Genomic DNA, 19,728 nt, shown 5'->3' on the forward strand with positions numbered 1-19,728 from the left:
TGCCATGCACGGCTTGCTCCACGCTGTACTACCAAACCGTGATCTCGCTTTGCAGAGAGGTCCATTTTGTACCCCACGGCGGGCGGTTGGCGGGATCGGCAAGCTCGGCGGCTACCTGCTGGCAGACGAACTGCGTCACACCCGCGACCGTCGGGCGGATCGCCTGATGATCGGACGCCTGCTTGGAAGCATCAGCGAAGGAGACACCCCCCGTGGAACGGACGTGCGTCAGCGCGTTTCGCCGAGCAACAAAGTCCTCCCGTGTCCAGTGGCGCGAAATATCCTCGAACCGCCGCTGTGTGAGGTGGGGGCGTGCCTGGTGCACCAACGTGCCGATGGATGTGGCCAGATTGGGTGGCTCGAACGGCCGTAACGACTCAGCAATGCCCGCGCCGCGCCAATGCGTCGCAGACCCGAGCATCTCCGGCCAAGGGGTCGGTCTCGGTAGCGCCGCGATATGCTCGACGAGGCCAATGTATGCCTTGGCGATATCGACATCGGCTGGCAACACCGCCGGAACAACTGGAAGCTCGATGTCGTAATCCCCGACGACCTTACCGAGTGTCCAGGCAACGACGGTAACGGCCAGCGGCTCAGGGAGAACCCCGATCTCCACACCCCGATCAGACCAATAACGGGCTCGAATGCGCTCACGTAGCTCATTGCTGAAGTCGCTGCTCGGCTCTTTCCGCATTAATGCCGCGAGAATCCAACTCGCAAGGTGTGCGTGCTCGTCTGTGATGCACATCATCGGTTGATACTCAGAAACGGATAGCCAGTGCATCCGATAGAGATCGGACGCCTCATCAAGCCACAGCAAGTCCAAGCCGCCCTCGACCAAACGGTCCTCTATGGTGTCCGCCCATGGCTTCTTGTCCTGTAGGAGGGAGTAAAGCTCGGCATAGACGAGCGGCGACAGCGAGCAGGTCAGGTCCACAGCACTCGCTCCAACCGATCCTCCAGCGGTGGTCGAATGGCGTGGACGGCGTCAACGTCGACCGGGTCGTAGACACGCTCGGTGACGCTCAGCTCACGGACGTCACGAAGACTGAGCCGCTGCATGGTGGTGCCCGTCAGACGAAGCGCACGCATCCCTCGGCCCGTCCGGCTATTCAGGTAGCGAGCAAGACCTGGGGCGAGTCGTCTTTCAAAGAGAGACAAGGCGTAGACACTGGAATCGACAACGAATCCTGGCGGCGCGACGACCGCGTGTGCCGAGCTCCCGTAGGCGGCCATCACGACGTCCGACTCCTCTGTAAGGAGCGCAGCACGGCTACTTTCGGGCGGACACCAGCGGCGAATCTTGCCGCTCCGAAGCCACCCAGCATCTGCGACCGGAAGATCGCCTGGGCTTGGCTCCGAACTCAAGGCATGAGCGGTGTCGGATCGTCCGCGCCGGTATTCCGCGACTAGGTCGGCGAGGGGGAACCCGTTGTCGAGGAGCACTGGACGCGAGGTTGCTAAGGCGAAACGCCATTCGGAGTTACGAAGATCAGTGACCCGCCACCACGATGTCGGCGACTCTTCTTCATCACCGATGATCTGCGCGATGATGTCTTGGAGTACTTGCTCAATTACTCGCTTCTTCTCGGGCGGGGCCCATGGGATCTGGAGCTCGAGAAGCGACACCCGCTTACCACGGAGCCCGGCTTGCGCGGTGGTTCCCATTGCCCGTAGCCGTTTGCCGTCTGGGGAGTTGAGAACACCCCACACCCAGGCCATGTCGGCGCCCAAGCGTAGTGCGGTGAACGAGCCCGAAACGAGCGAACCCTGCATGGCCTCGGTGACGAAGACAACTGGCAGGGACGGCGATGGCGGGACGAGCAAGTCCCCCGATCGGAGGCCGTGCTCGGCGAGCCCAACCTGAAAAACATTGCCAAGGTACCTGTCCGTACGACGCCGCACGCCACCCGTTCGCGGGTCCAACCCTCCGGGGATTACGACGAGTGCACCTTCGGTCGGCGTCGTCTTCGGGTAGATCACCGACGCCACCTCGCCAAGCGACACCAACGGATAGTCAACGGGCCACACGAATGCCTCGGCCGTCAGCCGGGAGATTGCCCAGTCGGGCTCGCCTTGAAGATCAACGATGGTCGGGCTGAACACCGTCAGCTCCCTGCCGAGGGCGCTTCAATGTGCGCCAAGGCTGCTTCCAGGGCGGCGCCGCCAGGAGCGAGCTGGGCTTCCCAGTCTGCTGCTAGTTGGGCGACAAACGTGCCGCTCGCCGGAGCATGATCGATGACCATGAGTACGGTAGAGATGCTTGTGTATGGCTGCAGGGCGCCCTCTAGTCCAATGAGTGCAGCGACCCGATAGTTCTCCGCGAGGAAGCGCCGGTAGGCCTCTCCCCTGGCACGGAAGGTGAAGCTACTCGGTACGAGCACGACCGCCCGGCCGCCCGGGTTGAGGCCGCGAAGAATGGCGTCGACAATGGCGACGTCGCCATCTCTCGCGCGCTCTCCATTCAGGAGCTCGGCTGGGCCTCCTTCGGACTGGAGTCGCATCCCCAAGGGCGGCAGGCTCACGATTACGTCCGCCGCCGCCGGCGCTAACAGATTTCCGCCCATTTCGAATCTAACGGGCACGGGACTCGAGAGGGCGATAGCCTCAGCAGCCTTGAGCAAGCTCGGGACACACTCTCGGCCGCGAAGCATGACGTGAGCGCCTTGCTGCACGGCCTCCTCGGCGACCGCCCAGAGAAGCGTGCCGAGGCCGGCAAACGGATCCACGACGGTGCCCGCAAGCTTCTGCCGAGCGAAGGCGGCCATTGCACTTACGAGCACAGGGTTGGGCGTGTAGATCGGTTCCCAGCGGCTCCGTTCAATCGCTGCGGCGACAAGGCGGCGCCCGGCGTGGAACATTGCCTGAGGCGCGACTTGGGCGTACTCACCCGGCGCGAGCTCGACACCGTGCTCGGTCGCCGAACGGACTAGTTCGGCCGCCTTGTCGATGATGGAACCGTCGGAACCCCGGCGAGGGTCCACCCCGTTCCACAGCGCGGACGTGAGTACGGACGTCACGAGTCCGGCATCCGCCAACAGACCTGCGGCACCGAAGCGCGGAGATTGTGGCGCATCAACGCGCATTACCGAACGAAACCCGTCGTCCGCACGGAACCATTCATCGTCGATGACCACGTAGTGATCGACCGTCCCGAGGAGGTCACGATATCGAGCCAGTTGAGGGAGGGCGAGCTGGGGCGGCTTGTTTGAACCCTGCTTGACCTCGACAATCACCCAAGGGACGAGCTCACCATCCGCGTTCGCAGCCCAGCCCAGAAGGTCGGGGCGGTGGTTGCGTAGCTCAGGGAGCCACGGCTCCACCTGGACAAACGCGTATCCCGCATCCTCGAGCATTCGCTGTGCTTGCATTTCCATCTGATTCACCTCCACGGTTCTGGGCAACTGAGCAACCTATCATGCTTCAGTCGCTTTGAGGAACATTGCCACCGAAGGCACCTCCTGGGGGCCGCCGCTTCGGCATCAGTGTTGCGCCCGACACGCCCCTTGAGACTCGCGCCTGCAAGACGGTTGCCGATCGAGACGCTGCGGCAGCGTTACGTGTCCGCGGCTGGCAGGCGTCCAGCAGGGTGTACCCGGGCGTACATAGAGACAGACAGCTCAAACCTTGTCCATCAGGGTGCCGCCGCGATAGAATTAGACACAGTTGACGGAAGGTCTAGGCATGAGCGAACACAAGGGTCAGGTTGTCGGCTACGTGCGGGTCAGTGCCGCCGACCAGAACGAAGCGCGGCAGCTCAAAGCGCTCGGCGCCGTCGATCGACTCTTCTCGGAGAAGGTCTCGGGCAAGAGCGCCGACGACCGCGCTCAGCTCCAGGAGATGCTCGCCTACGTCCGCGAGGGCGACAAGGTGCTCGTGCAGTCCCCCGACCGGCTCGCCCGCTCGACGACAGATCTGCTCGCCTTGGTCGAGAAGCTCAAGTCGAAGGGCGTCGCCCTGGAGTTCGTCGACAACCCGGCGCTGAACACCGACACCCCCCAGGGCGAGTTCATGTTAACAGTGCTCGCCGCGATCGCGCAGCTCGAACGCAAGACGATCCGCGAGCGCCAAGCAGAGGGAATCGCCATCGCGAAGCGGAAGGGTGTCTACGACCGGGCACCGAAGCTCACTGCGGAGCAGATCGAGGAGGCACGCCAGCGAGTCTCTGCCGACGTGCCTAAGACGAAGGTGGCCCGAGACCTCGGGGTGTCGCGGCAAACGCTCTATGCGGCGCTGACTGGCTCTGGGAAATACGCCGGTGTTTGAGCCCGCCGACGCGCAGTACAGAACTTGTCCTGCTTGCGGCGCCGATTGCCCTCCGAGTCGCTCGAGTCGGAGCAGGGCAGCAGGATTGCGTTCGCTTGCCCCGAACACGGAGCGCACACCATCGTGAACCCGTTCGAGGATGACCGATAGTGCTGCGCACTGTGACCAGAACAGAATGCACGGCAAGTCGAGGGGTCCAGTCGCGCGTGATCCTCGCTGGGCCGTTCGGGCCATATCCAGGATCGGCCGACAACCTCGACGCCGCCCTCACACGAGACCCGGGGCTGTTCACCGCGAGGTAGCGACTGTGCTGGACAGCGACGCCGAAGTGTTCTAGTCTTGATCCATCACGACTGGTCGTCATTCCCGATAAGGGGAGGCGGCCAGTTCTCTTTGTATGCTGATGTATATGGCGAGCACCTACGATAAGCCGTTCCTCACGTTGGAGGAGCAACTGGATCGCTTGCTGGAGCGCGGCATGAGTGTGTCCGACAACGAGGCAGGCATTCGGAAGCTTCAGGCCATTGGCTACTACCGGCTCTCCGGGTACTGGTACCCATTCAGGTTGATGCCCGAAGCTCATGAGGGTCCAAGGCCCTCTGCGTTTGCACCTGGAACTACGCTCGATGACGTTCTTGAGATCTACCACTTTGACGAGCGGCTACGCGTCGAGATGCTCCAGGCGATTGCGCGTATCGAGGTGTCCCTGCGGTTTTGGGTGGGTCACAGGCTCGGAAAGCGTGGCCCCTTTGCGCATACCGAGGCGAGTGAACTCGACCCGATTTGGCGTGAAGAGAAAAGTCGCAACTGCACGAACCCCAACTGTTCGGAATCGTGCTCTTGGCGCACCAGCGATCACGACGGATGGGTGGCAAAGCAACTACGAGTTGAGTCAATTTCGAATGAGGCATTCGTTGCCCACATCTACTCCAATTATGGCCAACCTCTTCCTGTGTGGGCTGCGACTGAGACGATGACGTTTGAAACGCTGAACCGCCTCTTCGGCGGCATGGTCCCACAGGATCGCGAGCAGATCTCCGTGGAGTTTGACCTGTTTAGGGACGATGGGAACGGGGATTCGGCAAGCTTCTCCAACTGGATCGAGCATTTGCGGCAAACGCGAAATTACTGTGCGCACCACGCAAGATTGTGGAACCGGAACCACACCGCGCCACTAGCGGTGCCTGACTCCGTGGAGGAATTGAAGCATCTTCTGGCCTCCGAGCCAAAGCCAACGGAGGCTCTTCCGGTTTCGAGAGCTGCAAGTCGCCTTTATGGAACGCTAACTCTGATCGCGTACCTCTCGGCACGTATTGATTTCTCAAATGAGTTACGGGACAGGCTACTGAAGCTTGTTCTAGAGTTCGCTGCCGGTAGACCAGAGCGTCTTCGCATGATGGGTTTCCCTCAAGGATGGGAAAATCAACAGATATGGGCGGAGGAGTATGCACGAGATTCTGATCGGGGCCATCAGGCCCGGCTACTTCGCAACGTCGAGCTTCTCTACACCGGTGATGCTTCAGCGCGACTTTTCGATAAGCCAACCGGAGGCGAACGACGGTCTCAACTGAACTTCTACCGGAAGAATGGTGCGGCGCTGTCTGTCCCAGGCACAGCGGCGCACCGATATCCTTCTTTTCAGTTCAACGAGGAAACTGGTGACCTACATGAAATTGTCGTTCTCGCAAACCGTAGGCTTCTGACTGGCGGTGACGCCACTGAAGAAAACAGATGGATTGCTCTCAGCTGGTGGATCTCGCCCATCCAGATTCAGGACGAAACGACTAGCCCCCATGGAGCGCTGCAAGCCGGGATTCTGACGAGACAAATTCTAGACACGCTCCTCACGCCTCGAGCTGACGAATAGTTCTCGATGGTGCTCGCCAAACCCCGCATCCATTCCGCAAATTTGGCGACAGCCTACGAGAGCAGATAACACCTGCGCGCTGCAGTCCCGCGCTACCCCTTCGCGGCCGCAGGATCGTCGCGGTTCAGCGTGCGGAGATTGTTGACCATTCGGGACACGGGATACGCCGTCACCGTTTTGGCGACAGCGACGGAGCTGCGGTCAAGCATCGACTGGGCTTCCTCCTTGTCGATGATTAGTGTTTGCCGAGTTCGCACGCGTGCTTGCCCCGAGGCGGACACCTGCTGCTTGCCTTCCAGGCCGGTGACGAGCCTCGGCACATGACCCACGCCTACGGCCACGACATCGCTCTCGACGCTTTCCGGTTGCCGCCCGATGGCATAGTCGTCATGTTGAACAACGCCGGACTGGCCCTGCAGAACCAGCTCCTCTGTCGACGCTCGTTGAAAAGTAGGCCGTTGGCGCTCTTCGAAAAGTAGGCCACCGTGGTTCATTTATTCTGCGGTGTTCTCGGGTCTGGCGGAAGGCAAAGTGGTGATTCCGCTGTCCTTGAGTCGGTAGCTGGCGCCCTTGAGCGAGATGACGTCAGCGTGGTGAACGATGCGGTCGATCATGGCCGCGGCCACGACCTGGTCGCCGAAGACGTCTCCCCAGCGGGCGAACGGCAGGTTGCTGGTCAGGATTAGCGAGGCGTGTTCGTAGCGGGATGAGACGAGTTGGAAGAACAGGTTCGCGGCGTCTTGCTCGAACGGGATGTAGCCGACCTCGTCGACGATGATCAGCCCGTAACGGCGCAGGCGCACGATCTCTTCTGCCAGCCGGCCGCGGTGGTGGGCGTCCTGGAGCCGGGCGACCCATTCGACTGCGGTGCCGAACAGGACCCGGTGGCCGGCGTGGGCGGCTTTGATGCCCAGGCCGATCGCGAGGTGTGTTTTCCCGGTTCCGGGAGGTCCGAGCAGGACGATGTTGCGGGCCTGCTCGAGGAAGAGGCCGCCGCCGAGGTGGATGATCTGGTCCCGTTTCAACGCGGGTTGGTGGTCGAAAATGAAGTCATCGAGGGTTTTGCGGGAGGGGAACCCGGCGGCGCGGATGCGCAGCTGGGCACCGGAAGCATCGCGGGCGGCGACTTCGCGGTCGAGGACCGCGGCGAGGTATTCCTCGTGGGACCAGCCCGCGTCTCGGGCTTGGTCCGCGAGGCGGGAAGCGGCGTCGCGGATGCGGGGTGCTTTCAGGGCGCGGGAGAGGAACTCGATCTGCTTGATCGTGTCGGCGCTCATCAGGCGACCTCCTCGCCCTGCTCAAAGCTGACGCCGAACGCCGCGTCGTAATCGGCCAGGTCCCGTTCCAACGACTCGGCAGCTTTCTCCGGGGTCGGCGTTTGGAAGCGGACCCGCAGTGATTTCGCCGCGCTCACGTGCTCCGGGTCGGTGATCGTTACTGCCGAACCCATCGCCCGTTCGTGGACGGCGATGACCTGTCCGTTGATCCGGACGGTGACCTGGGTCAGGTTCGCGTGAACGTCGACCATCCGGCCAATCGCCGAGGGGTCGACCGAGTAGTCGTTGCCGAAGACACGAACGTAGTAGTCCCGCGGCAGCCGGATCCGGGTGGTGAACCCGACCGGTGGTGGCGGTGGGACGGCCAGCATTCCGGCCCGGTCCTCGGCGACCCGGTCGATCGGCCGGGCGCGCAGCGAGCGAACCGTCCGGCTGTTGGCCGTCGGCAGCCACTGCGCCAGTTGCTCATTGAAGTCCGCGACGGAGGTGAACGTGCGGCCGGGCAGGAACGAGGTTTCCAGGAACTGGTTGGCCCGCTCGACGATCCCTTTCGATTCCGGGTCGAAGGGTTTCAACTGCACGATCTTCGTCGCTAACGCCCCGCAGAAAGCAGGCACTCCCTCCGCCAGCTTGTTGCGCCGGCCGATGCCGGCTTCGTTGTCCCAGATCAGCCGGTGCGGGACCGCCTCGAGCTGGCCCGAGAGCAGCGACCACATGCCGGCCAGCAGATCCGGTGTGGTCCGGGACGGCAGCATCACCCCGCTGATCAACCGGGAGAACGACGCCACGATCACCAGGACCGGCGGGGAGCCGACGCGGCCATCGCCGAGGGGAATATCCACCGGCGGGAACCACAAGTCGCATTGCGCCTGATCGCCGGCCCGGTAGGTGATCCGGTCCGCGGGGTCTTTCGGCGCGAACTCCGGCTTCAGTTGCGCGACCTTCTTCCGGAACCAGGACGACGAACCGGTCCAGCCCACGCGTTCGGCGACCACAGACGCGGGCATCGACGGTGTCGCTTTCAGCAGCCGGCGCACGTCGTCTTCGAATTCGTCGAAAACCGACGGACTCGGATCTCGGCGATACTGCGGCGGCCCTGCCGCCTGAACCGCGCGGGTCACGGTCACCCGCGACAGCCCCAGCTGCTTCGCAATCGCCCTCACCGACATGCCCTCACTGACGTGAAGGTGCCGAATCTCTGCCCAATCCTGCACTGTGATCACCCATCCAATCGTGGTGGGGTGGTCTACTTTTCAAAGAGCGTTACTGGTCTACTTTTCGAAGAGCGCTGACATCCTCCGCGCGCCGGACGAATCAGAGAGGACGCCTCAGGCCTTCCTTCTCGCGCGCAAGCACTAGCTCGCCGTGGAACGACCAGCGGGCTCCTCCGCATCGTTCCTGTGCGCCCAGAGGGCGCGAGAAGACTGCAGCTAGCTCAACCACTCGAAGTAGAACGTGCCTACCCCAACCGCAATGAGCACACCGGCAATAATCCAGAACCGCACGACGATGGTTACCTCGCCCCATCCCATCAACTCGAAGCTGTGGTGGATCGGGGTCATGGGAAAGATGCGCTTGCCGTGCGTGGCTTTGAAGTACGCGCGCTGGATGATGACCGAGCCGGCTTCGATGACGAACAGGCCCCCGATCAGAATGAGGAGCAGTTCGGTGTGGGTCTCAATGGCAAGGGCGCACAGTGCCCCGCCGAGACCCAGCGAGCCGGTGTCGCCCATGATGATCTTGGCTGGACTGGTGTTCCACCACAGGAACCCGATGAGAGCACCGCAGATCGCCGCAGCGACGATCGCAAGCGATAACGGATCGTTCGTTGTATAGCACTTGTCCAAATCGTCCGGGTTGATGGTGGGGCTGAAGCAGGACTGGTTGAACTGCCAGAAACCGATGAGCATATACGAGCCGACCGCGAGGATGGATGCCCCGGTCGCGAGCCCATCGAGGCCGTCCGCAAGGTTCACCCCGTTGGTTGTGGCCGTTGCAAGGAAGTTGATCCAGATCAGGTAGGCGATGACCCCGACCGCGGGTACGGCGGTCGCGATTCGAGCGAGGTCGAGCGCGGGAATGTCGCGGAAGGCCGAGATGGCCATCGATGCCGGAGCGTGACCACCCGTGGTCGGGACTTGAAGGGCGAGCAGACCGAAGGCGGACGCGACCACCGTCTGTCCTGCGATCTTGGCCCACCCGCCGAGCCCGAGGCTGCGTTGGTGATGCACTTTGAGGAAGTCGTCGACGAAACCAACGCCAGCCATGCCTATGAACATGAAAAGTACGAGCAGTGAGGATGCCGAGATGCCCTCGCCGCCGTTGACGATCGCCGAGACGAAGAATCCGAACAGCGTCGCAAGGAGGATGACAATGCCGCCCATTGAGGGCGTTCCACGCTTGGTGTGATGCAACTTGGGACCGTCATCGCGGACGAACTGGCCGAGTTCGAGCCGCTTGAACAAACGGACAAACAGCGGTGTCAGAAAAAGCGAGAAGGCAAGGGCAAGACCGCCGGCCGTTAGTAAAGTCCCCACCGCGCCAGTCTGGCAGGGGGCCGCCCACATGCCGGTCAGGCGGGGCCGAAGCGGCTTGCGTGATCCACGGTTAGGGGGCGGACGGCGCCTGGCCGTTGCGAGGGTGCCCGAAAGCGGAACCGCTACCGGGACGGTTCATGGCGATCGGTGCGTCCGGTAGCGACGTCGGTGGAGACACTTCGTCGGTCGACTGCCATACTGGGCTCGGCGGGGAGGGGACCTGATGCCACGACTGGCGACATCCGTTCTGGGGAGCATCGCTCTGGTGCTGGGACTGGTGGCCTGCTCGCCCCCGACAACCGAGACTCCACCGGTCGACACCGATGCCCACAGTGCTGCGCCCGTCCCGCCAGCCCCGTCCGACCGCGCGGCCAACGTCGTCATCCCCGACGGTGTCATCGGCACGGCCGAGCTCACGTCGGTCTCAAGGGACAACACCGTCTCCGGAACCGTCGTGGTCACGGCGGGAGGCGGCGGGTTCGACGTCGCACTGAAGGACTTCCGCTCGGACGTTCCCGGAGACGTGCAACTGTTCTTCAGTCCCTGGTCGGAGACCACGACCTGCCTGGCCGACATGTACAGCTTCTCGTTCGGCAACCTCTCCACGGACGCCGATCAGCCCGGGCTGAGCCTGGGCAACAGGGACTCCTCCCGGGGCGACCCCAGTTATTTTCTGACCGCCGTCATCACCGCGAACGCCCTGAGCACGACCGATCCTGACGGCTGCGTGCTCACTCCCCGGGCGGTCGGCACGATAACCTGGGACGTGCCGGACACCCGGCCCGGGCTGCTCGCCGTCGATACCGGCGCCCGCTTCGGCGCCGGAGGCGCCACCGCCACCGCCACCGCCACCGCCACCGCCACCGCCACCGCCACCGCCGATGGTGCCCCGCTCTCCTACCGCGCGGTCGCCGGCGACACGCTCAACGACATCGCCGACCGCTTCGGCATCACGTTCGACGACCTCGGGTTCCTCAACCCGCTCACGAGCCGCCAGCTCCAGGCCGGCGACGATCTGAACCTCCGGGTGGCGCTGCGCGGCGGCGGCTCGGTCCCGCCGCCCTGGGCCTGACCGCCGCTCCAGGGCATGAACCGCCGCTCAGGGGACAGTGGCGATTAGGGGCCTTCCGCGAACCATTCTGATTTCCCGAACATTGCCGAAGTGCTCGTCAATTTTGTCGGTTCCGTCTGGCGAGAACCCATTCCGGGCATAGAAAGCGTGTGCTCGAGGATTGTCGTCCAAGACCCAGAGTGAGGCCCCTCGACCGCCAAGGGCGACATCGAGGAGCTCCTGGCCAAGCCCTGACCCGTGGTGCGCGGCGAGCAGGTAAAGGCTGCCAAGCTCAAGATCCCTAACCGGCAGGCCTTCGCGCGGAGGACCCGTCGAGGCGAAACCGACGATATGCCCTTCAAGCTCCGCTACCCACAATTCGCCGAAGTTCGCTGTCAGGAACCGGGTCCACATCTTGGCCCGCTCGCTGGCGGGGAAGCTCTCGATAACACCTTCGGGAAATACGCCTGAATAGGTTTGGACATGCGCCTCGTAATGGACATGACCGATCTCGTCCACGTCCCCCAGTGATGCTTTCCTCACAGCGCCAGCCATAGGGACAGGCTAACCACCGATCAACGTTGGAAATCTCCCAACACGCGCGATGGACGCCGACCTGCTGAGCTCCCGATGCTGCCCGCATGCGGGACCCTCACGGATACAGATTCGCTCCCAGGTCATCAGGTCGCAGAAGAGCCGCTGGGGTCTCGCTTGGGAACACCTAACGGGATCGTCCCAGGCGCACGTGAATGCTGTGTTGAGGCATCGGCCATCGAGACGATGCCACAGAGTCATCAACGGCACTGCTGGCGTGATCAGTGAGTCGCTGCTCTCGCCGCGTCCGGTGCCCCCATCCTCTGCCGGCGCCGTTATTGCCTTGTCCTGCAGGGCTTGGCTGTAATACTGAGCGAGTGACTGATGAGGCGCTTGCGGCGAAGGCCGAGACGGACGGCTTGACCCCGACCACCAGAACTCCTCGTTTGGCGTTGCTCAGGCCGACTGTCAACGACCTCGATGAGTTGTTCCAGATGTATTCGGACCCGCGGCTTGCGGAAGCTGATCCGCTGATTGCTCACCCCTCGATCGCATATACCGAGAGCGCCCTGGAGCGCTAGATTGCGAATTGGGCGCGTGACGGGCACGGACTGTGGGTATTGCGAACCCTGCATGACCTGGGTCCGGGTGAATTCATCGGTGTTGGAGGGTGCAACTTGCTCTCTGAAACTGCGTGGAACTTATCGTTCAGCTTGCGACCCTCAGCCTGGGGGCACGGCTACGCCCAGGAGGCCGCTGCGTCGGGAATCGCTCAGGCGCTAGCGGTGCGTCCCCACCTGCCCATCACTGCTGTCGTGGCGCGAGGAAACATCCGTTCTCACCGCGCGGTTGAGCGAGCCGGGTTGCAGAGAATGTGGCAGGGGCCGGATAGCCACGATCCCAACCCAGCGGCAATAATGACGCTGTACTCGGATCGGGCGCTAGCCGATGAACAGATCAGTTGGCTTACTAGCTGACGTCATGGTTATTTGACACGTCAGGTCAGCGAGACACTGTGAGCGGCCATCTACGCGCTACAGCTCAGAAGGGATCGCAGAGGAACCCTCAACGGGAACGGGCATCGCTCTCTGTGGCGTCGCGCTTCTACCCCAGCAGTTGGCTTCGCACTGGTTCGAATCCGTTGACGGCCAATTCCCATTCCGGCCTGACTAACGATTCGCTCGTGAGCCGGAAGTGAATCTCGTCATTGACCTGCCCCGCGCGCCGAGAGGCGCGGTGGACTCCGTTTGGAACGTACCCAACTGCCTTCGAAACCCCAATGGAAGCAGCGTTCCACGCAGCCGCGCTTGTCTCGGCAAAGTCGGCACCCAAGTAGTCGAATGCGAACATAAGCATCGCTGCCCGCATCTCCTTTCCGAGACCGTTCCCCTGTGACTCCCTCGTGAGCCAGGAACCGGTCTCGACCGTCTTACGGGTCGAGAAAGCGACAGCCGACAGGTCCTGTGACCCGATTACTCGTCCGTCTAGAAGAACCGCAAAGGCTACATGCCAATTGTCTTGCGCAACCTTGGTGCGCAGCATCCACTGGTACTGGGCAAGGTTGCGAACCAGATCGCCCTTCGGTGCGTCAGTCCACGGAACCCCGAACGGCATCACCGCAGGGTCATGGATCCCTGCCACTGCGGCGTCAGCCAGACCTGCAAGATCTTCATCTCTCATTGGCCGCAGCGTAAGGCGCGGGGTCCGAAGGGTCAGATCGAACAACGGCCAGATTTCGCTGAGGTTGGGCATGGGGCTCACCATAGCGAACCCTTACTGGGTCAGGATGCGCCCACTACCTCGACTTTGAAGCCAGCTTCGTTCTCGAGGTAAACGGCGTAGTGGTCGGGGCCTCCTGCGTGGGGGTAACGATCCGCGTACAGGGAGCTCCAGCCGTGGCCTGGTGCTTCTCCAGCCAAGTGGTCGATGTCAGCCGGGGCGCCTCCGTGAAGCGCGACGTGGTTCAATCCGGGGAGCCTCCGGTCATGTGTGTCACCCGAGAGGGCCGGCGGTCGCGTGGTCACGAGGTAGACGTCGCCGCATCGCCAAGAGGTGCCGTTGTCCCACTCCTGATCGACCGACCATCCGAGCTGCGCGAGAAGCCAGCCCCAAGATTTTCGAGCGCTGTCGAGGTCACCGACCCAAATCTCAATGTGATGCAACCCAAATGCCATGTGGCCATCGTTCCACGGGCGGTGCGGATCTTCGCCCCAACACGGGAACCGCTTGCGGGCGTCTCCCATACTTTGCCCCGGCCAAGCTTGGATGTCGCAGAGCTCGCCAGATTAGGATCGGGCAGACTAACAAGATGACCGAAATCGTGGTGCGCGAGGCCGAACCGTTCGAGACGGAAGCTGTCGCGGGATTGCGCTGGCGCTGGGTTGTTGAGCGGGGTGGAATCCCGGTCACAACTCGGGAGGAGTTCGTAGACTCCTTGCTGGCTTTCGCCGCCGAGCACGAGCGCACCCACCACCGTGTCGTGGCTGTGCGCAATGGAATCGTCGTCGGCATGGCCTGGCTGGCTGTCCTGCCTCGAGTGCCAAGTCCTCGCGCCACCAATCGCGCTTCCGGAGATGTGCAGTGCGTGTACGTCGTCCCCGAAGAACGCAACTCTAACGTCGGCAGCAAAATGATGGACGCCATTCTGGACAAGGCTCGACAGCTCAACCTCGAGCACGTCACTGTGCATTCAAGCCCAGAGGCCATCCGCCTGTACGAACGCAATGGGTTCACGGCTACTTCGCGACTCTTGTTCGCTGATTTCGCGGGTCGCTGAGCCCTTTGCGCTTCACAGGGGCCGTGGCGCCCCAGTGAGACTGCCCTTATCCGGTCGCGGCGCCTGCGACGGTCGGGGGCACCTACCTGGCTAGTTCGAACCCGTTCAAGCTGGACTCTGTGTCGTCAATGACTCGATCTATCCATTCGAATCGATGTAGTTCTTTGATTTCGACTGGCCAGAACCAGCCGACATCGGACAATTCCCCTGCTTCGATAACGGGCGGCCCCTCGGCTAGGCGGCAGATGTATGCGGTCGTCACATAGCTCACCACGTCCCCGTTCGGATACTCGTTGGTCAAGTCGGCGCCACCGTAGCTATCGACGACGGCGAGAATGTCGATCGTGAGACCGAGCTCCTCCGTTACTTCCCTGAGGAGGGCAGCGCGGGGATCCTCAAGCGGTTCGATGCCACCGCCGACGAAACCCCACCTATCTCCCGCCACGTGCCGAGCAAGGAGATAACGGCCGGCACCGTCGATGATCACCGCGGTCACTCCGGGCAGGATCAGAAGTTGGGACCCGATGAGACTGCGAATCGCACTGACGTACTCGGAGAGTGGCATAGGACTCAGGCTAGGACACCGCTCCTGAATGTGGTCTCAAGTCCGTCGGCACTTCGTGCGAACCTCGGGACGGCTCCGCACACTGCTCGGATGTCAGCCCGTGACGTCGACCGAGCCAGGTTTCAGCGCGGAACCCAAGGGCGTTGACCGGCGACTGCACTTCCGCAAGTGAGCCTTTGTGAAGCGGAGCATGAATTTCGAAGATCGAGGACGTACCCGCCAGTATGGTGTGACGATGTCGACTTTCGTTCGTGCACGGTCCAATTCAGACAGTGCGCCTGTCGCGGTCATTCTTCCCGGCGCTGGCTACACAGCAATGGGCCCCCTCCTCTACTGGTGCGGAGAGATGCTGGCACAAGAGGGATGGCACGTGCAAGGCGTCGAATGGACAGTTGACGCCAGAGCGCTCAGCGATCCGCAGGCGTTCGTTGAGCAGGCCGTCGCTGAAGCTTTCGACGCTGCACCTCAGTCGTCGCGGCGGCTCATCGTCGCCAAGTCGCTCGGCTGCTTTGCCCTTCCGTGGGCGCGCCGCAACGGCATACCTGGCGTCTGGCTGACACCCGTGGTGACTAATGAGGACGTGCGACTGGCGCTAATCGAGGCCTCCGCCGCCGATATGGCAGTGGGCGGTGATGCTGACGCCGCATGGCTCCCCGAGGCGATCGCGAACACACGGGCGAACGTGATCTCGGTGCCGAAGGCAGACCATTCATTGGCTATTCCCGGAGATTGGCGCGGCTCGCTCACCGCCCAGACAGCAATATTCGAGACCATCGCGAATCACCTCACGACGACCTAGGAGCGACATCTCAGAGCGTGATCCCACCGCAAGGGACCCCAGCTTGAGTTCAATCACTGCCCGAAAGCAGGACTCTCAGCGGGCGCAAGCCGGACGGCTACTGCGACATTTCAACGCAAAGATGCGACCTGCCACGACCATGCCTGCGGTGTCCCAGAGGAAGGATCACCGACCAGATCAGACGAAACTCCCGTAAGCCGGACTCGGAACTCGAAAAGCTCTGCCAGCTCACCTCGAAGCTTGTCCGACTGTGCGCGATCGTACCCGCGCTATGTCGGCGTGGAGAATTCCAGATGGCCCGGCCCAATCCCAACCAGCACTTGAAGGCACTTGCTTCCATTGATCATCGAGATAGTCAGCGATGAGTTGGGCTCTCTCGACACGTTCGACGAGCGTGTGGGTATCCCGGACACGCGCACGTACTTCATCATCCAAGATCGGCAAGTCAACAGAGACCGCGTCTATATAAGTGAACTTGTCAGCCAGCGCCTTGTAACAGTAGGCGCCGACGGTCGTAATTCGGAACACTTCGTCATCGGTCTTACGACCATATTTTCTAGTCGAGTCAAGCAGCCGAAACCGCAGCGAGTACTCCAGCGCGTCTGAGACCTGCGCGGGCTCAAAGCCCATTGCCTGCAGGTACGAATACACATCGTGACCCGACACGTATCCATGTTCTGTTTCTAGCTCTCCGGCCTTCTGAATGTAAGCGAGGCAGAGCGGAATGAGGAAGTGCTCTTTTGCATCGCGACGCGTCAACCGAAAGAGGTTGGGAATCGGAGATGAGTCCGGATCATAATATCGATAGTCGCCAAACATCATCGAACGAAGAAATTCGTGGATAGGGATGGTGTAACTCCCAGACCGTCTCTGAACGTCGATGATTTTCTCGGTGTCTATGTGTCCGCTACCCACGAAGTCGGTGACAAATTGCAGCGCCATGCGCATGTTGCCTCCAGCGAGATTGTCGACGAGCCTCATTAGCTGGTCGTTGGTTCGAAAGTTCTCCGCCAGCGTTGTAAGGAAGACCTCAAGGCTGTCGCTGTTCACTTTGATGCCGTTGGGGAACGAGCCAAGGCGACCGCTGCTCTGCAACTGCCGAAGAGCAAACTCCACGCGTAACCGCAACATCACGTCCGTGCGAGGCGGTGAGATAGTGAACACCCGCGGGTGATAACCAGAAATTGCTCCTTCGCGCTCGGAGAGATAGAAGGTTTCTGGGCGCAACGTGACGAACACAGTAGCCGGCCATGACTGGGCCAATTCGTTTGCAATCAGGAAGACTTGGTTCTGATCTTCACCGCTTCGCTGGTCCACGTTGTCGAGGAAGATCACAATCTGGCGGCGCCATGACTTTCTGATCCACGCGAGGCTCTTCTCGATGTAGCTTGCGCGGTCCAAAATCGCGTTCTGTATGAACTGAATTCGTGCGCTGGCGTAGGCGGTCGCGTCCACATCCTTGAGAGAGCCCAAAGGGGATTCGTCGAATAACTTCGTATCCGCGCGCAGAGCGTCTTCTGCAAAGGCCAGGCCCAGGATGTTTGTGTCGTACTTGTCTCGCAATTGTTCAATGCAAGCGTCCAAGACATGGTCCGACAAAGCCTTGAGCGTCGATGAAGCTCCGAAGTCGACGTAGATACTTATGCTCTCCCCAAGCACTTCCTTAGCGTCGACGTGTATGAGGCGTTCGATGAATGTGCTCTTTCCTGAGCCCACATCGCCCAACAAAATCACAGGTCTGTTGGAGAGGGCTGCTTGCATCACATCGCTCGTGAAGCCCTTGGTCACTCCTTTTCGATCGCTGGCTTTCTGAACAGAAGCGCCGCCCAATTCCGAAAGCAGCTCATAACGCGCCGCCAGTATCTGCTTACTCACGTCGGCATATTGGGACAGAGCGCCACTCGAGGCATAGCACTCGCGCAGGAAATCCTCTTGGATGTCTTCTAAATCCTCCAGATCGCCGAGAAATAGGTCACTCAGTATCTGAAGCCCCGTTTGGATGTCGTTACGACGTTGACTGCCGGGGTAGTTGGGAAGCCGAAACGATAGTGGGTCAGGCGGGAGCGGCACTGCCGATTGCAGCGTTTGGTAAAGGGTGCGATCTGACATTCCCTGAGGCGAAAGATTGTTCCATAGGACCACGAATTCGTCCTGCATTGATTGCGGGGTTGCGAAGACAAGAGCACGGCCTTCCAACGGAGCAAGTCCATCCGTTCGGGACGCCAAAAAGATCACCAACTGGTGTCCGTTAAACGCCGAGGCGATTGGAATTCCCCGCTCCTGGGCGTACCTAGCCGCCTGTTGCAGAGCCTCCTTAAGCGGTTTGCCCGCAGCACCTGAAGCAATGCTCGGAATTGATACGACGCTGGAGGTCAATCCGACGGGAAGGCTGAACGCTCGTCCGGCTCTCTTAGCTTCCAGGACGAACTGAGCGCCCGACATTCCCACGCAGTAGTTCATGTAACCACTGTCAGTGTGAAGCTCGTTCTGGACAGCCGCAATCGGCCAGTGAAGGACGTCAGTGAGAAGTTTGTTGATGACACGGAAACGTGTGTCCGCTTCGTTCACGTCGTCAAGCGCGGCCTCCTCCATGACGGTCACCAGATCCCGCATGGCGGCGTGGCCGCGTTCAAACTTGTCCATAGGTGAAATCTATCGTTCGGTTGCACGACGAGTCGGAGGCTGAGCGGAGGCCGACCAAATGATCCACGATCGCCCGCAAGCCGGACCCTCAGCGCTACGTGAGTCGAGTCGGATCCGTAGCGGAGGTCAGCTGCCGCACCCTGACGGGCTGCCGGTCGAGCCACGGTTCGGTGAATTCGGGGGCGAAGTCGCGGGCCTCGGGCTGGAAGCAGAGGTAGCGCAGGATCTGGTGGTATCTCGAAACCCCGATGCCGAAGCGATGCCGGATCGCGTCGCGCTTCGATTCGCCGGCGCCGGGCGTCCACTTCATCTCGAACTCGAGAATCGCTCTGTGTCGTTCCGTGAACATGCACTCATGCTGGCATCGGTGACTGGTTTGGGCATGCGTGTCGCATACTGACTGGAAGGGGGCCCGTCAAAGCGGTCGCGAGACGGAATGTCGAGAGTTCGCCGACTCGTAAGTCGTCGTTGAGCCAGTCCGTTACTAGAGCTCGCACGGATGACTCACGGCCAGGAGTCGACCGGCGCCTATTCGTAGATTTCGACCAGACTGGCGGACTTCAGCTCGATCTGTGCGACGCCTTCGTACAGTGTGATTTCACCCGTCGTGCACAAAGTCGTTCCATGCGGGATGGGCTCCACGCCGCCGATGTCCCAAAGCACGATTTGGAATCGCCCGGTATCCGGGTAGTCGCGCCCAAGATTCAGGAAGACATCGTCGTTCGAGTTGCCGCTACCGGCTAGCGGTCCGCACACGTGCTGAGTCGTGCCGGCGTAGTTGACAGCCTCGTTCCACGCGATCTCGCCCCCTGGCTGATTCTCCACGGTGGAGGCGTCGACCGGCGACCCGGCAGTGCCGTCCGAGCAGAGGCCGTCCTCGCTCAGAAGAGCGATGGCCTCCCGTCCGATGTACTGGGTCAAGGAGTCGCAGGTGTCAGGGCCGAACTGCTCCGCACTCCCCTTCGTCGACGCATAGTCAGCGAAGACGTCGTATTCGGTCGTGCAGTTGTGGCTCAACCAGTCGATCTCTGAATTTATGGCCCCGGCGGTGTCATCTGCCCTTATTCGTTCCACCACCGTCGCCAGCGCATCGTCACAGGTGACCGACGGCTCGGACCGATTGTTGCTTCCTCCATAGCTGCTGCAGCTCGTGAGCAGCAGGACGGTCAACGGCGCCGCGAGCAGAATCGATAAGGCCCTGTCACGCATTCGCGTAGCGTGATCGAACGTTGTCATCGGGAATGCACCTCACGTTCGGGGCGGTGGAGTTGAGACCCTTCACCCTTGGCAAAGGGACAGCAATGAGCTCAGGTTAGCGACCAGGCAAGGCGCGCCGACCCACCGACTTCCCCCCAATTTAGGGATGACAGCAGTGCGCATTCGAATGCTGACGACCAATCGCACCTGCCCCCA

21 protein-coding genes are annotated in these 19,728 nt (G+C 61.6%); 7 read left to right on the top strand and 14 right to left on the bottom strand.

Features of this window, described 5'->3' with window-relative positions; all coding sequences use genetic code 11:
* Positions 1 to 28: 28 nt before the first annotated feature.
* Genes BLQ39_RS06455 through BLQ39_RS06465 form a run of 3 tightly spaced genes read right to left on the bottom strand, consistent with a single transcriptional unit; the run spans position 29 to position 3,377 of the window.
* A complete protein-coding gene (locus tag BLQ39_RS06455; protein WP_092322643.1) occupies positions 29 to 937 on the bottom strand; it encodes a hypothetical protein in 909 nt (302 codons plus the stop codon).
* Positions 928 to 2,106: a hypothetical protein gene (locus BLQ39_RS06460; RefSeq protein WP_092322644.1), complete on the bottom strand. Its 1,179-nt coding sequence runs from the start codon at positions 2,104 to 2,106 to the stop codon at positions 928 to 930. The genes BLQ39_RS06455 and BLQ39_RS06460 overlap by 10 nt, the downstream gene beginning before the upstream one ends.
* 2 nt (positions 2,107 to 2,108) lie before the next feature.
* Positions 2,109 to 3,377, bottom strand: a complete 1,269-nt coding sequence (locus BLQ39_RS06465; protein WP_092322646.1) for an N-6 DNA methylase — start codon at positions 3,375 to 3,377, stop codon at positions 2,109 to 2,111.
* 307 nt (positions 3,378 to 3,684) lie between these two features.
* Between BLQ39_RS06465 and BLQ39_RS06470 the strand changes: the two genes are divergently transcribed.
* Both BLQ39_RS06470 and BLQ39_RS06475 read left to right on the top strand, forming a co-directional pair.
* Complete coding sequence (locus BLQ39_RS06470; RefSeq protein ID WP_092322648.1) at positions 3,685 to 4,266, top strand: recombinase family protein; 582 nt, start codon at positions 3,685 to 3,687, stop codon at positions 4,264 to 4,266.
* Positions 4,267 to 4,675: 409 nt separating this feature from the next.
* Positions 4,676 to 6,133 (top strand): Abi family protein, encoded by a 1,458-nt coding sequence (locus tag BLQ39_RS06475; protein WP_167738558.1) that lies wholly within the window; start codon positions 4,676 to 4,678, stop codon positions 6,131 to 6,133.
* 92 nt (positions 6,134 to 6,225) lie between these two features.
* Here BLQ39_RS06475 and BLQ39_RS06480 read toward each other — a convergent pair whose 3' ends face one another.
* From BLQ39_RS06480 to mraY, 4 genes are all read right to left on the bottom strand, one after another.
* Positions 6,226 to 6,627, bottom strand: coding sequence for a hypothetical protein (locus tag BLQ39_RS06480; RefSeq protein WP_092322651.1), 402 nt, complete (start codon positions 6,625 to 6,627; stop codon positions 6,226 to 6,228).
* A complete protein-coding gene (gene istB / locus BLQ39_RS06485; protein ID WP_092322652.1) occupies positions 6,628 to 7,410 on the bottom strand; it encodes an IS21-like element helper ATPase IstB in 783 nt (260 codons plus the stop codon).
* A complete protein-coding gene (istA, locus tag BLQ39_RS06490; protein ID WP_092322654.1) occupies positions 7,410 to 8,633 on the bottom strand; it encodes an IS21 family transposase in 1,224 nt (407 codons plus the stop codon). The genes istB and istA overlap by 1 nt, the downstream gene beginning before the upstream one ends.
* A gap of 207 nt (positions 8,634 to 8,840) precedes the next feature.
* On the bottom strand, positions 8,841 to 9,977 hold the full coding sequence (gene mraY / locus BLQ39_RS06495; RefSeq protein ID WP_422386372.1) for a phospho-N-acetylmuramoyl-pentapeptide-transferase: 1,137 nt from the start codon (positions 9,975 to 9,977) through the stop codon (positions 8,841 to 8,843).
* Positions 9,978 to 10,170: 193 nt separating this feature from the next.
* Between mraY and BLQ39_RS06500 the strand changes: the two genes are divergently transcribed.
* Entirely contained in the window at positions 10,171 to 11,019 is an 849-nt protein-coding gene (locus BLQ39_RS06500; RefSeq protein ID WP_092322656.1) for a LysM peptidoglycan-binding domain-containing protein, read from the top strand.
* Positions 11,020 to 11,046: 27 nt separating this feature from the next.
* Here BLQ39_RS06500 and BLQ39_RS06505 read toward each other — a convergent pair whose 3' ends face one another.
* Positions 11,047 to 11,553 (bottom strand): GNAT family N-acetyltransferase, encoded by a 507-nt coding sequence (locus BLQ39_RS06505; RefSeq protein ID WP_092322657.1) that lies wholly within the window; start codon positions 11,551 to 11,553, stop codon positions 11,047 to 11,049.
* Positions 11,554 to 11,909: 356 nt separating this feature from the next.
* Here BLQ39_RS06505 and BLQ39_RS06510 point away from each other — a divergent pair, with 356 nt between their 5' ends.
* On the top strand, positions 11,910 to 12,113 hold the full coding sequence (locus BLQ39_RS06510) for a hypothetical protein (protein WP_092322658.1): 204 nt from the start codon (positions 11,910 to 11,912) through the stop codon (positions 12,111 to 12,113).
* Positions 12,114 to 12,509 (top strand): GNAT family N-acetyltransferase, encoded by a 396-nt coding sequence (locus tag BLQ39_RS16250; RefSeq protein WP_092322660.1) that lies wholly within the window; start codon positions 12,114 to 12,116, stop codon positions 12,507 to 12,509.
* 127 nt (positions 12,510 to 12,636) lie between these two features.
* Here BLQ39_RS16250 and BLQ39_RS06520 read toward each other — a convergent pair whose 3' ends face one another.
* Both BLQ39_RS06520 and BLQ39_RS06525 read right to left on the bottom strand, forming a co-directional pair.
* The gene (locus BLQ39_RS06520) at positions 12,637 to 13,284 is read right to left on the bottom strand and encodes a GNAT family N-acetyltransferase (protein ID WP_092322767.1); all 648 of its coding nucleotides are present in this window, start codon (positions 13,282 to 13,284) and stop codon (positions 12,637 to 12,639) included.
* A 29-nt stretch (positions 13,285 to 13,313) separates the two neighbouring features.
* Entirely contained in the window at positions 13,314 to 13,775 is a 462-nt protein-coding gene (locus tag BLQ39_RS06525; RefSeq protein WP_338419117.1) for a VOC family protein, read from the bottom strand.
* A gap of 65 nt (positions 13,776 to 13,840) precedes the next feature.
* Here BLQ39_RS06525 and BLQ39_RS06530 point away from each other — a divergent pair, with 65 nt between their 5' ends.
* Positions 13,841 to 14,308, top strand: a complete 468-nt coding sequence (locus BLQ39_RS06530) for a GNAT family N-acetyltransferase (protein WP_092322663.1) — start codon at positions 13,841 to 13,843, stop codon at positions 14,306 to 14,308.
* A gap of 82 nt (positions 14,309 to 14,390) precedes the next feature.
* Here the strand turns inward: BLQ39_RS06530 and BLQ39_RS06535 are convergent, their stop codons facing one another.
* Entirely contained in the window at positions 14,391 to 14,873 is a 483-nt protein-coding gene (locus BLQ39_RS06535; RefSeq protein ID WP_092322665.1) for an NUDIX domain-containing protein, read from the bottom strand.
* A 190-nt stretch (positions 14,874 to 15,063) separates the two neighbouring features.
* Here BLQ39_RS06535 and BLQ39_RS06540 point away from each other — a divergent pair, with 190 nt between their 5' ends.
* Positions 15,064 to 15,672, top strand: coding sequence for a hypothetical protein (locus tag BLQ39_RS06540; RefSeq protein WP_241986959.1), 609 nt, complete (start codon positions 15,064 to 15,066; stop codon positions 15,670 to 15,672).
* A gap of 228 nt (positions 15,673 to 15,900) precedes the next feature.
* Here the strand turns inward: BLQ39_RS06540 and BLQ39_RS06545 are convergent, their stop codons facing one another.
* The 3 genes from BLQ39_RS06545 to BLQ39_RS06555 form a co-directional block, all read right to left on the bottom strand.
* The gene (locus tag BLQ39_RS06545) at positions 15,901 to 18,315 is read right to left on the bottom strand and encodes a hypothetical protein (RefSeq protein ID WP_092322666.1); all 2,415 of its coding nucleotides are present in this window, start codon (positions 18,313 to 18,315) and stop codon (positions 15,901 to 15,903) included.
* Positions 18,316 to 18,409: 94 nt separating this feature from the next.
* Positions 18,410 to 18,664: a DUF3263 domain-containing protein gene (locus BLQ39_RS06550; protein ID WP_092322668.1), complete on the bottom strand. Its 255-nt coding sequence runs from the start codon at positions 18,662 to 18,664 to the stop codon at positions 18,410 to 18,412.
* A 179-nt stretch (positions 18,665 to 18,843) separates the two neighbouring features.
* On the bottom strand, positions 18,844 to 19,524 hold the full coding sequence (locus BLQ39_RS06555; RefSeq protein WP_092322669.1) for a hypothetical protein: 681 nt from the start codon (positions 19,522 to 19,524) through the stop codon (positions 18,844 to 18,846).
* Positions 19,525 to 19,728: the final 204 nt, after the last annotated feature.

This window comes from Cryobacterium psychrotolerans (assembly GCF_900101115.1).
In the GTDB taxonomy this organism is placed as follows: Bacteria; Actinomycetota; Actinomycetes; order Actinomycetales; family Microbacteriaceae; genus Cryobacterium; species Cryobacterium psychrotolerans.

Bases quoted from the DNA above. Each gene is read 5' to 3' on its own strand.
- BLQ39_RS06465 (WP_092322646.1), bottom strand. From the start codon at position 3,377: ATGGAAATGCAAGCACAGCGAATGCTCGAGGATGCGGGATACGCGTTT.
- BLQ39_RS06470 (WP_092322648.1), top strand. From the start codon at position 3,685: ATGAGCGAACACAAGGGTCAGGTTGTCGGCTACGTGCGGGTCAGTGCC.
- BLQ39_RS06475 (WP_167738558.1), top strand. From the start codon at position 4,676: ATGGCGAGCACCTACGATAAGCCGTTCCTCACGTTGGAGGAGCAACTG.
- BLQ39_RS06480 (WP_092322651.1), bottom strand. From the start codon at position 6,627: ATGAACCACGGTGGCCTACTTTTCGAAGAGCGCCAACGGCCTACTTTT.
- istB (WP_092322652.1), bottom strand. From the start codon at position 7,410: ATGAGCGCCGACACGATCAAGCAGATCGAGTTCCTCTCCCGCGCCCTG.
- mraY (WP_422386372.1), bottom strand. From the start codon at position 9,977: ATGTGGGCGGCCCCCTGCCAGACTGGCGCGGTGGGGACTTTACTAACG.
- BLQ39_RS06500 (WP_092322656.1), top strand. From the start codon at position 10,171: ATGCCACGACTGGCGACATCCGTTCTGGGGAGCATCGCTCTGGTGCTG.
- BLQ39_RS06505 (WP_092322657.1), bottom strand. From the start codon at position 11,553: ATGGCTGGCGCTGTGAGGAAAGCATCACTGGGGGACGTGGACGAGATC.
- BLQ39_RS06520 (WP_092322767.1), bottom strand. From the start codon at position 13,284: ATGCCCAACCTCAGCGAAATCTGGCCGTTGTTCGATCTGACCCTTCGG.
- BLQ39_RS06525 (WP_338419117.1), bottom strand. From the start codon at position 13,775: ATGGGAGACGCCCGCAAGCGGTTCCCGTGTTGGGGCGAAGATCCGCAC.
- BLQ39_RS06530 (WP_092322663.1), top strand. From the start codon at position 13,841: ATGACCGAAATCGTGGTGCGCGAGGCCGAACCGTTCGAGACGGAAGCT.
- BLQ39_RS06535 (WP_092322665.1), bottom strand. From the start codon at position 14,873: ATGCCACTCTCCGAGTACGTCAGTGCGATTCGCAGTCTCATCGGGTCC.
- BLQ39_RS06540 (WP_241986959.1), top strand. From the start codon at position 15,064: ATGAATTTCGAAGATCGAGGACGTACCCGCCAGTATGGTGTGACGATG.
- BLQ39_RS06545 (WP_092322666.1), bottom strand. From the start codon at position 18,315: ATGGACAAGTTTGAACGCGGCCACGCCGCCATGCGGGATCTGGTGACC.
- BLQ39_RS06550 (WP_092322668.1), bottom strand. From the start codon at position 18,664: ATGTTCACGGAACGACACAGAGCGATTCTCGAGTTCGAGATGAAGTGG.
- BLQ39_RS06555 (WP_092322669.1), bottom strand. From the start codon at position 19,524: ATGCGTGACAGGGCCTTATCGATTCTGCTCGCGGCGCCGTTGACCGTC.